Origin of the sequence: Acinetobacter soli (assembly GCF_000760595.1) — a bacterium.
Classification (GTDB): Bacteria; Pseudomonadota; Gammaproteobacteria; order Pseudomonadales; family Moraxellaceae; genus Acinetobacter; species Acinetobacter soli.
Genome location: NZ_BBNM01000004.1, coordinates 150020 through 165251, shown reverse-complemented (window position 1 = coordinate 165251; position 15232 = coordinate 150020). Strand labels below are relative to the sequence as shown.

The 15232-nt window shown below is 41.2% G+C and carries 16 protein-coding genes; 7 read left to right on the top strand and 9 right to left on the bottom strand.

What is annotated here, in order from left to right:
- Nucleotides 1–11 precede the first annotated feature (11 nt).
- A complete protein-coding gene (gene aroC, locus Aso01_RS06705) occupies nt 12–1103 on the top strand; it encodes a chorismate synthase (protein ID WP_004937228.1) in 1092 nt (363 codons plus the stop codon).
- 51 nt (nt 1104–1154) lie between these two features.
- On the opposite strand, the gene Aso01_RS06700 is transcribed toward aroC, so the two are convergent.
- The 5 genes from Aso01_RS06700 to Aso01_RS06680 all read right to left on the bottom strand — a co-directional run bounded on the left by Aso01_RS06700 (nt 1155) and on the right by Aso01_RS06680 (nt 5009).
- Entirely contained in the window at nt 1155–1643 is a 489-nt protein-coding gene (locus Aso01_RS06700; protein ID WP_004937229.1) for a hypothetical protein, read from the bottom strand.
- Nucleotides 1644–1681: 38 nt separating this feature from the next.
- On the bottom strand, nt 1682–2737 hold the full coding sequence (locus Aso01_RS06695) for a linear amide C-N hydrolase (RefSeq protein WP_004937231.1): 1056 nt from the start codon (nt 2735–2737) through the stop codon (nt 1682–1684).
- 346 nt (nt 2738–3083) lie between these two features.
- Nucleotides 3084–3398 (bottom strand): AzlD domain-containing protein, encoded by a 315-nt coding sequence (locus Aso01_RS06690; RefSeq protein ID WP_004937233.1) that lies wholly within the window; start codon nt 3396–3398, stop codon nt 3084–3086.
- Nucleotides 3395–4105, bottom strand: a complete 711-nt coding sequence (locus Aso01_RS06685) for an AzlC family ABC transporter permease (RefSeq protein WP_004937234.1) — start codon at nt 4103–4105, stop codon at nt 3395–3397. The genes Aso01_RS06690 and Aso01_RS06685 overlap by 4 nt, the downstream gene beginning before the upstream one ends.
- 73 nt (nt 4106–4178) lie before the next feature.
- Nucleotides 4179–5009 (bottom strand): AraC family transcriptional regulator, encoded by an 831-nt coding sequence (locus Aso01_RS06680; protein ID WP_004937235.1) that lies wholly within the window; start codon nt 5007–5009, stop codon nt 4179–4181.
- 192 nt (nt 5010–5201) lie between these two features.
- Here Aso01_RS06680 and Aso01_RS06675 point away from each other — a divergent pair, with 192 nt between their 5' ends.
- Both Aso01_RS06675 and Aso01_RS06670 read left to right on the top strand, forming a co-directional pair.
- Nucleotides 5202–5429 (top strand): hypothetical protein, encoded by a 228-nt coding sequence (locus Aso01_RS06675; protein WP_004937238.1) that lies wholly within the window; start codon nt 5202–5204, stop codon nt 5427–5429.
- A 141-nt stretch (nt 5430–5570) separates the two neighbouring features.
- Nucleotides 5571–5978 carry a GFA family protein gene (locus Aso01_RS06670; RefSeq protein ID WP_004937239.1) on the top strand — a complete coding sequence of 136 codons (408 nt, stop codon included), beginning with the start codon at nt 5571–5573 and terminating at the stop codon, nt 5976–5978.
- 21 nt (nt 5979–5999) lie between these two features.
- Here Aso01_RS06670 and Aso01_RS06665 read toward each other — a convergent pair whose 3' ends face one another.
- Both Aso01_RS06665 and exaC read right to left on the bottom strand, forming a co-directional pair.
- Nucleotides 6000–6695, bottom strand: coding sequence for a glutamine amidotransferase (locus Aso01_RS06665; protein WP_004937241.1), 696 nt, complete (start codon nt 6693–6695; stop codon nt 6000–6002).
- A gap of 139 nt (nt 6696–6834) precedes the next feature.
- Complete coding sequence (gene exaC / locus Aso01_RS06660; RefSeq protein ID WP_004937243.1) at nt 6835–8346, bottom strand: acetaldehyde dehydrogenase ExaC; 1512 nt, start codon at nt 8344–8346, stop codon at nt 6835–6837.
- 146 nt (nt 8347–8492) lie between these two features.
- On the opposite strand from exaC, the gene Aso01_RS06655 reads away from it, so the two are divergent.
- On the top strand, nt 8493–9674 hold the full coding sequence (locus Aso01_RS06655) for a hypothetical protein (protein WP_004937245.1): 1182 nt from the start codon (nt 8493–8495) through the stop codon (nt 9672–9674).
- Between the two features lie 2 nt (nt 9675–9676).
- Here the strand turns inward: Aso01_RS06655 and Aso01_RS06650 are convergent, their stop codons facing one another.
- Both Aso01_RS06650 and mdh read right to left on the bottom strand, forming a co-directional pair.
- Nucleotides 9677–10633 (bottom strand): alpha/beta hydrolase, encoded by a 957-nt coding sequence (locus Aso01_RS06650; protein WP_004937246.1) that lies wholly within the window; start codon nt 10631–10633, stop codon nt 9677–9679.
- Nucleotides 10634–10806: 173 nt separating this feature from the next.
- Nucleotides 10807–11979, bottom strand: coding sequence for an iron-dependent methanol dehydrogenase (gene mdh, locus Aso01_RS06645; RefSeq protein WP_004937247.1), 1173 nt, complete (start codon nt 11977–11979; stop codon nt 10807–10809).
- 227 nt (nt 11980–12206) lie between these two features.
- Here mdh and Aso01_RS06640 point away from each other — a divergent pair, with 227 nt between their 5' ends.
- From Aso01_RS06640 to Aso01_RS06630, 3 genes are all read left to right on the top strand, one after another.
- The gene (locus Aso01_RS06640; RefSeq protein ID WP_004947036.1) at nt 12207–13919 is read left to right on the top strand and encodes a DEAD/DEAH box helicase; all 1713 of its coding nucleotides are present in this window, start codon (nt 12207–12209) and stop codon (nt 13917–13919) included.
- 13 nt (nt 13920–13932) lie between these two features.
- A complete protein-coding gene (locus tag Aso01_RS06635) occupies nt 13933–14304 on the top strand; it encodes a 5-carboxymethyl-2-hydroxymuconate Delta-isomerase (protein ID WP_004937249.1) in 372 nt (123 codons plus the stop codon).
- Between the two features lie 61 nt (nt 14305–14365).
- Nucleotides 14366–15217, top strand: a complete 852-nt coding sequence (locus tag Aso01_RS06630) for an AraC family transcriptional regulator (protein WP_004937251.1) — start codon at nt 14366–14368, stop codon at nt 15215–15217.
- The last annotated feature ends 15 nt before the right edge of the window (nt 15218–15232 follow it).

Below are 15232 nucleotides of genomic sequence, written 5' to 3'. Positions count from 1 at the left end.
GAAGAAACGTTATGGCAGGGAATAGTATTGGACAGCTGTTTCGAGTCACCACCTGTGGGGAATCGCATGGCGTCGGCTTGATGGCAATTGTAGATGGTGTTCCGCCGGGTCTTGAACTTTCTGAAGCGGATTTACAACAGGATCTTGATCGACGTAAACCAGGTACTTCAAAGTTTGCAACACAGCGCAAAGAGCCCGATCAGGTTAAAATTATTTCGGGTGTGTTTGAAGGTAAAACTACGGGCACATCGATTGGTCTGTACATTGAAAATACGGATCAAAAGTCGAAAGATTACGGCAATATTGCGCAAACTTTCCGTCCTGGACATGCCGATTATACCTATACGCAAAAGTATGGTTTTCGCGATTATCGCGGTGGCGGACGCTCAAGTGCACGTGAAACGGCCATGCGTGTCGCTGCTGGCGCGATTGCGAAAAAGTTTCTTGCAGAGAAGTTTGGTATTGTCATTCGCGGGCACGTAACACAAATCGGAACTGAAGTAACAGAAAAACTCGACTGGAATGAAGTTTCTCAAAATCCATTTTTTTGTGGTGATGTTGATGCCGTTCCACGTTTTGAAGCTTTAGTTACGTCTTTACGTGAACAAGGTACAAGTTGTGGCGCCAAACTCGAAATCGTAGCAGAAAATGTTCCAGTTGGTTGGGGTGAACCTGTATTTGATCGACTTGATGCCGATATTGCACATGCGATGATGAGCATTAATGCAGTAAAAGGCGTCGAAATTGGCGACGGTTTTGCTGTTGCTGGCCAGTTTGGGCATGAAACCCGTGATGAGTTGAGCGCTGATGGATTCTTGGCGAATCATGCAGGGGGTATTTTAGGCGGAATTTCAAGCGGTCAGGATATTCGCATTGCGATTGCCTTGAAGCCAACTGCGAGTATCACTACGCCAGGTAAAACCATTAATATCGATCGTGAAAATATCGATGTTTTAACCAAAGGTCGCCATGATCCGTGTGTTGGGGTTCGGGCAACGCCAATTGCAGAAGCAATGCTTGCGATTGTGTTGATGGATCATTTTATGCGCCATCGTGCACAAAACGCAGATGTGATTCCGCCTTTTGAGCCAATCGCGCCTTAAGATGCTACTTTAAAAAACACCTCACACCATCGATGGCGTGAGGTGTTTTTTTTATGACTTGTTATACACTTCGATAAAGTTTTTATAGGCGCTTGATTGTTGTCCATCTTTATACATGGCACGTTTGATTGGGCCATGATCGGTATTGATTTGTACTTCAATCGATTTTGCGTTTTTAAATTCAGATAAAAAGCTACTTGGTACCACAATATAGTTACTCGAACGTCTAGGCTCTAAACGATTCACATAACGTAAGACGGTAGGCTGTTTGGGTCTGTAAGATAAATGCTTACCATCAACAATAAAAGTCACCTTTTTGATGTCGTAATACAAATACGAGCTATTGAGGCGAACATCGATTCTTAATTGGCTCTTATTTTCCGGATTCCAGCGTGCACTCATAATTGGGCACTGTTCGGTCGGTTGACACAAAAGCAGTCCCGCCGTTGCCACATCATCCGGTGGAGCCGTATCTTGAGGAACAGTTGCACAACCATGCAATAAAAAGAGTGCTGTACACCACCCAAAAATTCTTTTCATGTTTTTCCTCGTTCATCCAATTTTGAGAAACTTTCGACTTAATCGTCTTTACCTAAAAAATGAAATGGGGTTGATGCTTTAAACTGACTGGTTGCATCTCCCGCATAGACATTTTCCTGATTTTTTCCTAAATCCAGTTTCTTTGTTATACCATCTTTAAAGTTAATCTTTTTTAAATCTATCCAAAAAATATTGGGTGAAAGAGCCGATTCAAAAAAGTACATTTTATGTTTATGGTCAACCACTGTTCGCCATCGGGTCGATGAAATATTCGGTTCTTCTTCAGTATTTAAGCCATAAGGAACAGATACGTTTCGAATCACGCCAAATACAGAAGCAAGACTGGCTTTTGGATCTTCAGTTTTGGGAATGGCATTGATATAAAACGATGCCCGAGCAAATCGGTCAGCTGCTCGATTGGTTCCCGGTAAAAATGTTGTTCCCCCTATTTTTTTCCAATATTCATTTAAGGCAAGCTGCTCTTCAAAAATAGGGGAATTGGTCATCACCTGATAAGTCTTACTGTGATGAATCACTTGCTTGCCATTAATATATTCAACAATAGCGCTGTCGCCCGTGGCATCGGAAAGTGACAAATGTAAGGTGGTTAGTCTTTGTTCTCCGGGAACTGCATCACTGACAATAATAAACGGCTCTTTTTCTAAAGCTGTAACCGCTTCATTTACGGTTGCAAAATTATCGAGCGCATATTGTGCCCACGCGGCAATGGTTAATTTAGGCTTGTTCGAGGTTTTTTCGTCTGGATATTGTGATTCCACCAGCCACAATAGATTGGCGTTGAGTCCTGCTTCGTTGACACCGTCTGTGGTTGCAACATCATAACCAGTAGCAACAACGCTTCCGTATTTAGACGTCCACTGGATGGAGTTTTTACCTGAATTGCCACTGCGTTTGATACCGCTAGGTAGAATCCACAGATTGGTACCTACATCACTTTTCCAATCCATGGATCGGGCAGTGAGAATATTCTGATTGTTACCTTGATATACCACACGAGTACACGCCTGAGCAGTGTAAGATAAAAGAAAGGTCGAAGATGCAATAACAGAACTCAAAAGTATGTGCTTAAACATAATTTTGTCCTTTAATTCAAACTATAATTTTTAGAATGCGTTAATTTTCAATTAAAATTTAATGTACGATCTGCGTTTAATTACGCAGTCTGTTGTCCTGAATGTACTCGATTTAGGCAATAAAAACGAGTTTAATTACAAAAAGTAAGTTTTTAATTCACTTGGGCTGAATGAGTTCAACTTATTGGCCATCGACTATGATATTTGTCACTAAAATTTAGCCTGTATTAGCATGTCGGATAAGCTACACATCTTGCGCATCCTCATTGATTCGATATGATGAGAATATTTAACAAACTGACACGGAAAAACATACGCCCAAGTCAGCGTTTTAACTAAAACCAAATCAGGCCATTAAATACACCAGAAGATAAAAACTGCTCAGGCTTATACAGATTGTGGCTAGTGTATGTCGAATAACATAGGCAACCAATATGGTAATCAGTGTGGCAATAAAGTAGGGGTTTATAATGTGCTCTCGAAAGACATGATTATCCATCAGAATAATCGGAACGCAAATCGATGAAAGAATACAAGGTGCAGAATAGCGCAAGGCACGATTAAGCCAGTCGGGAATTTTGATCGGAAAACGAGGTTCTAAAAAAATATAACGATTTAAAAAGACAATTCCCGCCAGTAAAAGCATAAATGTCCATGTCATTCTTTTTTCTCCTTAGATTCAGACCATGCCGCTACGCACATCCCAATCAGTGCAGCAATTAATCCACCCATCAAGATATTTAAATATAGGATTAGTGCTGTCAGAACAAGCGTGATGATCACCCCGATCAGAGCATGTCGGTTTTGAATGAGAGGCACAATAATGGCTATAAACGTCGCAACAATAGAAAAATCCAGATGCATGTGTTCAAGTTGTGAAAATGATGAGGTCAGTAGCACACCAAAAAAACTAAACACAAGCCAGCAGAGATAAAACCAGATTCCTGCGCCGAGTAGTACACGATAGTTATAGTGTGGTTGAGTGCTACTGATTGCAAAGAGCTCATCGGTTAAAACAAATCCAAATAATACACGTTTGCCGAAAGATTCATTTTTCACAGATGAACGTAAGTTGAGCGCGTATAGGTAATGTTGTGAGGTGATCAGAAATACAGACAAAACAATACTAATGAGTGGAGCGCCCGCCATGATCATACCAAGTGAAACCAACTGAGCTGCACCAGCAAATACAAAAGCAGACATCCCGATGGCTTGAGCAGGGGAAAGTCCAGCCTGAATCGCCATCGAACCGGCCAGTAATCCCCATGGTAAAACAGCAATGCACAAGGGAGTAATTTTTAAGGCGCCCGTAACTAAATCACGTATATGGGCCAAGTTAAAATAATTCGATATTACATTATTCATCATGATTGGATTTTACATCTCAAAATAACAGTACGATTTTAGCCACCTAAAATTGATCTTGATTGCATAAACTTGCTTATTTTAAACTTCGAATATAACCGCCGGGTGTGATACCGAGTGCATTTTTAAAATGTCGCGTGAAATGACTTTGATCTGAAAAACCGCAACGTTGCGAGACATCTGAAATCGTCAAATCTTCACGTAATAATTTTTGTGCTTTCATAATACGACATTGAACAAGCCACGCATGCGGAGAAAAACCTACATGTTTTTTAAATTGTCTTAAAAAATGCCACTGGCTTAAATGTGCAAAGCCTGCGAGTTCACCCAGTGAAAAATCATGTTCGGGATGTGTTGCGATCATTTCTTTGATTGTAAGTATTTTGCTTTTGGCATCACTTAAGCTCAATAATGACGGCTTTGTTTGACTATAGCGTGTAGTCAACCAAGCCATGGTAGATAGAAAAAGTGTTTCTTTAAGTAAAATATTCTGTGGCTGCTCAAGAAGATCAAATAATAATCTGAGCTGCTGGGCAAGACCTTCATCATGAACCACAGCATGCGTAAACCAAGGAATGAAACGCTGGGTAGAAAACAAATCCTGAGTAAGACGGCTCAATAGTTCAGGGGTTGGATAAATTGCTCGATAGCGCCAACCAGTTTCAACAGCCGAAGAACCTGTATGAATTTCATCTGGATTGACTAAAATAATATCGCCTTTGGGTGCAACATGGTGAGCACCAGTACGGAAAAAACGCTGCGCACCTTCTTCAATTACACCAATACAAAAGCCTTCATGAACATGACGAGAAAATGTTTGCTGATAGTATTGCGCGCTCAGCATTTCTAATCCACCTAACTCCTTAAGATGCAGATAATGAACCTGTTCACGCGGTCTTCGGGACATAATAAACTTACCTGTAACGCATGCCGTAGAGAATGATAAAACGTGATGGTGGTTTATAGAACAAAATTGCTGCTTTTTAGTTTAAATTTCCAATAAAAAATGATCATGTAGTCTTTAATTTTTTAAAATTAATCAAAGTGTAAAGAAATCTAAGTACTTTAAATAAGTATCAAAGCTGAAAGAATAGATCTGATGAAAAAAGCAAATGTTGCATATCTTGATCAATTAATTGAAGATTTTAAACATAATGGGGAAAAGCCATCCAAGATTGTGATTGGATATAAAATCTATTCGGAGTTGATGAATGATACAACTTTTTCTAATGAGGTTTTGCACTCAGCACTCGATGCCAGTAAGCGTAAATACAAAAAGCTCAAGATTAAAATTAGCCAAGATGAATTTCAGCTCAAAATTGAATAGCGACGCTGGCTGCAATTAAGCTGAGTATTAAAAGCGCATAAGTGTTTACAAAATCTAAAGCATCACAGTGCAATATTTAGCCATGTGATGTTTTTTTTCGATAGTATAAAAGCCTACTCAAACAAATAAGGAAAATAAGAAATGTTAGGCGCTTGTTTGTGTGGTGCAGTGCAGATTGACGTCGAGGTCAATTCTGAGGAAATTACAGTGTGTCATTGCAGCATATGTAGAACATGGGGAGGAGGCCCAGCTTTAACGATTGAATCGACTCAAAAAATCAAGCTTACTGGGCAGCAATTTGTTCGAAAATATGACTCATCGGAATGGGCAGCGCGATATTTTTGCCAGCAGTGCGGCACCAATTTGTTTTACAAGCTGAACGAACGAGAGTATTACAGCATTAATGCCGAATTATTCGATTTAACTTCCGATGCCAAAATCCATCTTGAGATTTATGCCGATCACAAGCCAGATTATTATCAGTTTCTAACGAAGTCACCTCAAATGACCGAGCAGCAAGTGATCGATCAATTTTCCAGTGACGAATAAAAGATCAGAAATAAAGCTGACTTATACTAGGTTAAGCTGCTTGAGATAATCTAAGAGAATCGAACGTGCCACGTGAGATAAACCTTGAGCATAGCGTGCGGTATCGGTGCGAAGCGCTTGAACTGAAAAATTTCCTTGTCGAAGCTCAGCTGTATGCCCGATGAGCCAGCGTTCAAAGTTATCACCACAAACTTCCAAATGAAACTGTAAAGCAAGTACATTCGTTCCACATGAAAAGGCTTGATGCGGATAAAGTTCTGAACTTGCCAGCAGCGTCGCTGACGTAGGTAAATCAAAGGTATCACCGTGCCAGTGTAAAACCGGTTGATCGATCAGCCCTTGTAATGGATTCTCTGATGTGGCCTTGATGTCTAAGGTACTCCATCCAATTTCTTTGTGCTCTCCAGCATAAACTTTGGCACCGAGTGCTTTTGCAATAAGCTGAGCACCTAAACAAATTCCAATCGTCGGCTTATTCGCCGCTAAGCGCGCTTTAAGAAGTGCCGTTTCTTGTTCTAAAAATGGATAGTCGGCTTCTTCATACACACCGATTGGACCACCTAAAATGACGGTAAGGCCATCATGCTCAAAGGCAGGCTTGAGGTCATCTACACCTGCTTCAAAATAACGCACCCTAAAACCGAGCTCATAAAAAAGATCTTCAAGCGAGCCGAGATCTTCAAAGGCCAAATGTTGAACTGCATAAATAGTTTTCATGGCGTAAATTACACAATATTAAAAAGATCTCATGCGATCATACCTGAAGTATGCATAGAACAAAATGCAGAGCCATACCTCGATATTGCTAAAAAGAAAGGCCCATCGTGGGCCTTTTTTGGAGTAGGTTACAACGTGATTAGAAGAAGCCCATTGGTTTAGTTGAGTAGCTCACCAACAAGTTTTTGGTTTGCTGATAATGATCGAGCATCATTCTGTGGTTTTCCCGTCCAATACCAGACTGCTTATATCCTCCAAATGCGGCATGAGCAGGGTATAAATGGTAACAGTTGGTCCAGACTCGACCAGCCTGAATTGCACGGCCCGCACGATATGAGGTGTGTGCAGAGCGAGACCATACACCGGCACCTAAGCCATACATGGTGTCGTTGGCAATCTTGATGGCCTCGTCAAAATCTTTAAATGTGGTGACCGATAGTACTGGCCCAAAAATCTCCTCTTGGAAAATTTTCATGCTGTTATCACCTTTAAAAATAGTCGGTTCAATATAAAAACCACCATCAACATCATGACGTGGATCGCCACCCGTCATCAATTGCGCGCCTTCGTTTCGACCAGTATCGATGCAGCCAATAATCTTATCAAACTGTTGTTTAGATGCTTGAGCACCAATCATGGTGTCGGTATCAAGTGGATGACCGGTTTTGATTTTTTTAACCCGTTCGACTGCCAATTCCAGAAACTGATCGGCAATACTTTCCTGTACCAGCGCGCGTGATGGACATGTACATACTTCACCTTGGTTCAGTGCAAACATAGCAAAGCCTTCAAGTGCTTTTTCAAGATAGTCATCTTGCTGTGCCAGCACATCTTCAAAGAAAATATTAGGCGATTTACCGCCCAGTTCGAGCGTAACCGGAATAATATTTTCAGTCGCGTATTGCATAATCATCTGGCCAACTTTTGTTGAGCCGGTAAATGCAATTTTTGCAATTCTCGGGTTCGTCGCCAGTGGACGACCAACTTCGGCACCGTAGCCATTTACAATATTGAGTACACCAGGTGGAACTAGATCTTGAATCAATTCCATTAATACTAGGATACTTGAAGGCGTTTGCTCGGCAGGCTTTAATACAATGCAGTTACCCGCTGCAAGTGCTGGTGCAAGTTTCCACGCGGCCATTAAGATTGGAAAGTTCCACGGAATGATCTGTCCAACCACACCGAGCGGTTCGTGAAAATGATAGGCAATGGTATCTTCATCAATTTCAGAAATTCCACCTTCTTGAGCGCGAATACATCCTGCAAAATAGCGGAAATGGTCAATCGCCAGTGGAATATCTGCTGCCAGTGTCTCGCGAATCGGTTTGCCGTTTTCCCATGTTTCTGCTACGGCAAGTAACTCAAGATTTTCTTCTAGACGGTCTGCAATTTTAAGCAGTAAATTTGAACGAACAGTCGGTGATGAGCTGTTCCAGTCGGCTTTCGCTTTATGCGCTGCATCGAGAGCAAGCTCGATATCTTCAATACTAGAGCGTGGAATTTGAGTGAACACCTTGCCATCTACTGGAGAACTGTTGCCAAAATACTCGCCTTTAACAGGAGGTACCCACTGACCCCCAATAAAATTTTCATATTGTGCTTTAAATTGAACTTTTGAACCGGGTTGGTTTGGGTCGATGTATCGCATATCAGTATTCCTTTGCTTATTATTCATCTATGATTGAAGCATCTACAGCTTTGGTATAAGGTACTTTTGTACATTATTTAATTAGCATAGAAGAAATAAGGTTGGAGAAAGGTTGGAAATAATGAGAATTTGCAAGGGAACGACAAATGTTTACAAAACAGGATTTACTACACCAGCGGCATACCATTGATAAACTGAGAAATCAAAGTGTACTGACGCCGCAACATGCTGAAAAAATTGAACAAAGTATTGCGAGCTCTTGGCAGCGATCTGCATCTGCCGATATTCCTAAAGAGCGCTTAGCTGCACCTTTGCTCAAACCTGCCTCAAACAAAAATCCCAGTGTCTTAGATGTGGCGATTCAGGCGTGTCAACATGATCTTAAACACGTCGCGGAGCAATCATCGATGGTGATTGCGGTGGCAGATATAGGCAGCACGATTTTATGGGCAGCGCCAAGTGCGCAAATGCGAAGCGCTGCTGAGAAAGTCCATTTTGTTGCTGGTGGTCAGTGGAAAGAAGAGCTTGTAGGGACGAATGCTTTGGCTTTGTCACTTAAAACCCGGCAGTCGAGTTGTGTTTTTTCCAATGAACATTACATGTCTTCTGTGCATGATTGGGTGTGTTACGCTGCGCCAATTTTAGATCCTTATACACAACAACCTGTGGGTGTTGTCGATTTATCCGCCACTTGGAAAAATCACAATGCTTTAGGCATGTTGGCGGCAGAGCGTTGTGCTGCCATCATTCAAAATGCGCTTATCGAGCATCAGCGACAGCACTTATTTATTCGTGCTTTTTCTACGCCGCAGATATTATTTAACGGCAAAGCGCTCGTCTTAACGCCACGACAAGTTGAAATTTTAACTATTTTAACTTTATGTCCACAAGGGCTGAATCTGGAAAAACTGCATCATGCACTTTATGGTGAGCGCAAGGTCAGTGTAGGAACGCTCAAAGCTGAAATGTCTCAGTTGCGTGATATTTTGGGTGGCTTGCTCGGATCGAGACCTTATCGCTTACTGGCACATGTAGAGGCAGATTTTTTACAGGCAGAAGATGCGCTTAATGCAGGTTATGTCGCTATGGCCTTAGAACTGTATACAGGTGTGCTGTTATCCCGCTCGGAGAGTCCTTTTATTTGTACATGGCGTGACTGTCTTGAATCACGTCTGAGTGATGCAATTTACAAAGCAAAAGAGCCTGATATGTTGCTCAAACATCTAGCACGCTTTCCAGAAGCCATAGATGCTGTACAACGATTAACCGAGCTGCTTCCACTGGATCATCCGGCACACCAATTATTGGTCAAATATTATGAAGGATAAGGTCAGTATGAACTGATTTTGCTGTTAAGCCATTGAAATAACTTTTGATAGACAGCTTCACGTACAGCGGGCGCTGATAAGACCAGATCATGCACACCATTTTGGATGCTCTGGATTGTCACATCGCCCTTGATTTTTTTAGCGTATTTGCGAATGTCTTTTACATTTAAAATCACATCACTTTGTGTGACGCTCTTATGCCAGCGTTTCGGATTTTTAGTTTGATGTGAATGCATCACCAGTACAGGAATATCAATATACACACCTTTGTGAATTTCTTTTTGGGCACTATGTATAGCATGTACAAAACTAAGTAAAACGGTCGGTGCAGATACTGGCTTCCAGTTCAGATCAAAATCCCATTCACCTTTTAGGCTTTGATGCAAACTGGTAACGTACCATCGGTTGAGTTTGTTCGGAAAAGGTTGACGCGGCAATACTCGACCAACCTGACTCAACAGCGGAATTCCCAGTTTCTTTTCGGCAAGACTCAAATTGAACTCATAAAATGGACTGTTTACCCAGAGTGCTTTGATCAGTGAATTCTGACGATAATGTGCAGCATACAAAGTGGCAATTAGCCCGCCAGTAGAGTGACCTGCAAGTAACACTTGATGATGAGATTCTTGCTCGATTAGCTCAAGTGCCCGACTAATTTCGGCATCGTATTCGCGTAAATCGTGCACATTAAAAAATGTTTGATGGGGGAGTTTAGAGCGGCCATATTTGCGTAAATCAAGAGCGTAAAAATCATAACCATGTAAGTTAAATTGCTCGGCCATTTCTTTTTGAAAAAAATAGTCAATATAGCCATGAATATATAGCACAGCCTTATCAGTAGTATGATTGGCTTTTTTTCTTACCAGTGTGGCGATCACTCGACCTTCATAATCGTCAGGAAAATTCAGGATTTGCTGTTCATAGCCTTCACCTAAGAGATCGGCGCTGTAATCTGACATTCTTGTTTTTTCTATTGAATCATAATGTCTTCATCGTTATCTGAAATTTAAACTTTGTCAATTACGACATGTGAATAAAAAAAGGGAATATCCATGATGGAGATATTCCCAAAATCCGAGTAAGTTGGTTGGATAAAACCTACTCAGAAGAGGATTTTTACTGTTTAAGCCAGTTACAATGCTGCTTTAAACATCTCGACCACTTGTGCATGCGTTGCTTTACGTGGATTGGTAAGCATACAGGCATCATTTTGTGCATTTTCTGCCATAACTGCCAAATCTTCTGGTTTAACGCCCAATTCTGTTAAACCAGATGGTATACCAATTGAAGAAGACAACTCACGTATCGCATTAATCGCTGCATATGCCGCGGCAGTGGTACTCAAGCCTTGAGTATTTACACCCATCAGTTCTGCAATTCGGGCATAACGTTCAGGGCACGCAATTAGGTTGAATTCACAAACATGGGGCAATAAGATCGCGTTGCATACGCCGTGCGGCAGATTATAAAAACCACCTAATTGATGTGCCATGGCATGTACATAACCCAATGAGGCGTTGTTAAATGCCATACCTGCCAGATACTGAGCATAGCTCATGGCATCGCGCGCCTCGATATCTTCACCGTTGGCTACTGCGGGTCTGAGCCATTGACTGATCATGCTAATAGCTTTTTCTGCACAGGCATCGGTAATGGGGTTGGCTGCTGTCGATACATAAGCTTCAACCGCATGTGTCAAGGCATCCATCCCTGTGGCAGCGGTCAAGCCTGTCGGTTTAGCAATCATAAGTTTAGGGTCGTCTATGGCAATCAATGGTGTGCAGCGCCAATCGACAATTGCCATTTTTACGTGCGTATCTGTATTGGTGATGATACAAAAGCGTGTCATTTCAGAAGCGGTGCCTGCTGTAGTATTGACGGAAATCAGCGGCGTCATTGGGACTTTGCTTTTATCAATTCCTTCATAGTCACGGATGTGACCACCGCCGGCAGTCACCAGTCCAATGCCTTTGGCGCAGTCATGTGATGAACCGCCTCCTAAAGACACAATAAAATCACAGTCATTGTGAGTATAGGCCTCTACACCACGATGTACATTGATGTCGGTCGGATTAGGTTCTGCACCTGAAAAAATATGACTTTTTACACCGGCGCTATGTAGATATTCTGCAATTGTGTCGGCTACACCAAATTTAAAGAGGCCTTCATCGGTCACAATCAGAGCTTTTTTTGCTCCTAAATCAATTGCTTTATTTCCAATTTCTTTGGCACATCCTGGACCAAAAAGTGAAACGCTCGGGATGAAAAAACCGTTGGTTTGATCTGCAATTTGTTTAAACGCCATTGAGATATTCCTTATTCAATCTGTTTATGTCTTGTTATCTAGGTGTCCTTCACCATGTCACTAGTATTATCTGAGCGTAAAATAATGTGTACCTACCAAACACCTACCAAGAATTTTTGAATTAAGATTTTGTATTTTAAGTGATATTTTAATCGATTGAGCTTTAGCATTTTACTTTTATGTCAAAGTCGTTAAGCTATGTGCTCGTTGTTAGAAGTCGTTGGATTATGAAGCAAGAAACTGCACTGAAGTTATTAAAAGCCGGAGAAAATGTATTCCTAACGGGCTCGGCCGGTGCAGGTAAAACCTATACACTTAATCAGTACATTCAGTATTTAAAGGCGCGTAAGGTGCCCGTTGCCATTACAGCCTCAACAGGTATCGCGGCGACGCATATGAATGGTATGACCATTCATACATGGGCAGGTATTGGCATTAAGGATCATCTATCCGATGATGATCTGAAACGTATGAAAGAGCGCAAGTATTTAAAAGAACACCTTGAAAACGCTCAAGTGCTGATTATTGATGAAATTTCAATGTTACATGCCAAACAGCTTAATCTGGTAAATCAGGTACTGAAATACTTCAAAGAAAGCGACGAAGCATTTGGCGGTATACAAGTCATTGTGGCCGGTGATTTTTTTCAGTTGCCGCCTGTTGGTAAAAATGATGAACGCAACCGCGATAAATTTTGCTTTATGTCGGATGCGTGGGTTGAGGCAAAATTTCGGGTCTGTTATTTGACAGAGCAACACCGTCAGGACGATGAAATTTTAAATCAGATTTTAAATGCCATTCGAGCGCAAAATATACAGCCAAATCATAAGCAAGCCTTATTGGCATCGCGTCAGCATGATATTGGGGATACGTTTACACGGCTTTACACCCACAATATGGATGTAGACGCGATCAATTTTCAACATTTGAATGAAATTGAAAATGATGGCCATCAGTTCAATGCCACATTAGATGGCAATGAAAAATTACTTGAAACATTAAAATCGTCGGTACGCGCGCCCGAAGAGCTTACGCTTAAAAAACATGCCAAAGTGATGTTTGTAAAAAACAACTTTGATATGGGATATATCAATGGCAGTTTAGGCGAAGTGATCGGATTTGAAGAAGACGACGAATTTGGCTTACTGCCCAAAGTAAAAATGACAGATGGAACCACGTTGCTGGTAGAGCCTGAAACATGGTCGATCGAAAACGAAGCCGGGAAGGTGATTGCAAGTTTCCAGCAAATTCCATTACGTTTGGCTTGGGCGATCACCATTCATAAAAGCCAAGGTATGACTTTGGAAGCCGCAGAAATTAATCTAACCCATACGTTTGAAAAAGGTCAGGGTTATGTGGCTTTATCTCGGCTCAAGTCATTAACGGGTTTGCGTTTACTTGGTTTTAACGAGCAAGCTTTGGAGCTTGATACCCTTGCGCTTAAAGCAGACAAGCGTTTTCAGGAGTTGTCTCAAGAGGCAGAAGATCATTTTGCAGAAATTGATTTAACCGATAAGCACAAAGCGTTTATTCGACATTGTGGTGGTACGCTCAATGAAACCGAAATTGCCCGTAACGAGAAAAAACTCGCCAAAGGTGAAAAGCAAAATTATGGCTCTGCGACCTTAGATGAAACTCGTGAGCTATTTGAGGGCGGGTACGACATTCAAGATATCGCCCAAGAGCGAGGGCTTACACCGGCCACCATTATTAATCATCTGGCGCGTTTACATCGTGAGCAAGGACTGGATATTTCGGTGGCCCACCCGGGTGATGAGGTAGTCGAGCAAGTACGTAAATTGTTTAAACGTGTGCAAAAAAGCAAACGGCCAGAAAATTTTAATGACGATGGTTCAATCAAACTCAAACCGATTGTGGATCTTACTAGCCCGAGAATGGGCTATGATCAGGTACGTCTTGCACTGTTATTTATAGAATAGGAAGTCAAACCGCATGCCCCATATTATTGTGGATTATTCGGCCAATATTGAATATTTCGATCCGAAGCAACTTTTATTAAAAATTAACAATACATTGGTAGAAACGGGCTACTGTCAAGCAATTGATATTAAATCTAGAGCGCGTAAAGACGATGTTTTTGTGATTGGATTGGATACAGAGCAGCAGGCTTATGTGCATGTTAAAGTGTATCTATTGTCTGGACGTAACCAACAACAAAAAACAGAAATAGGTCAAAAAGTATTTGAGACCCTAGTTGCAGATCAGGTGTTAAATCATCAAAAAATTTCTGTACAAAGCTGCGTAGAGTTGATTGAAATGCCTAAACAGGATTATTTCAAACAAGTGATTAAATCGCAATTTTGATCAGGATCGGCATGTTTAATCATTTCATAATATATCTATCAAATGAACATGTATTAAAGCTATGACGGCTTATGATCTGAAATTAAAACGCGTGTGTGATTACATTCAACAACATTTGGATGAATCTTTAAATTTACAACAATTGAGTGAAGTTGCTGGATTATCCAGATTTCATTTTCATCGTATTTTTTATGCACATCTGGGCATGAATGTAATGAAATATACGCAAATGTTGCGATTAAAACGCGCATCATTTCAGCTTGTATTTAAACCAGAAGTAAAAGTGATCGAGATTGCTTTAGATGCTGGTTTTGATAGTCCAGAAGCATTTGCAAGAGCATTTAAACGTTCATTTGATCAAACGCCCAGTGTCTTTAGAGTTGAGCCAAACTGGCAAAATTGGCACAGGAAGTTTGTTTATTTCACCCCTAAAAGTGAGCTAGAAATGAACGTTACCATTATTGAACGACCTGTCGAGAAGATCGCTTATATTTCTCATCAAGGTTCACCTGAAAAAGTATTTGAAACTGCAGCCAAGTTTATCGAATGGCGTAAAAGAACAGGGTTGTCTCCCGTTAAAACATCGGCAACCTATGGTATTCCTTTTTCGGATCCTGAGCAGACGCCTGAACAAGAATTTCGCTTCGATATTGCAGGATCAATCACTAAGCCGATTGATCCTAATCATGAAGGCATCGAAATGAGTGAAATTCCCGCGGGACGCTATGCTATTGTTCGGCATTTGGGAAGTCATGATCATATACGTGATAGCGTCTATTTTTTATTTAGAAACTGGTTACCAGCGCAACAGGAAGAAGCGGGCGATTATCCAGTATTCTTTCATTATCATAATTTTGTACATGAAGTGAAAGAAGCTGATTTGGTCACCGATATTTATTTGCTACTGAAATAAACCTATCTAGGGACG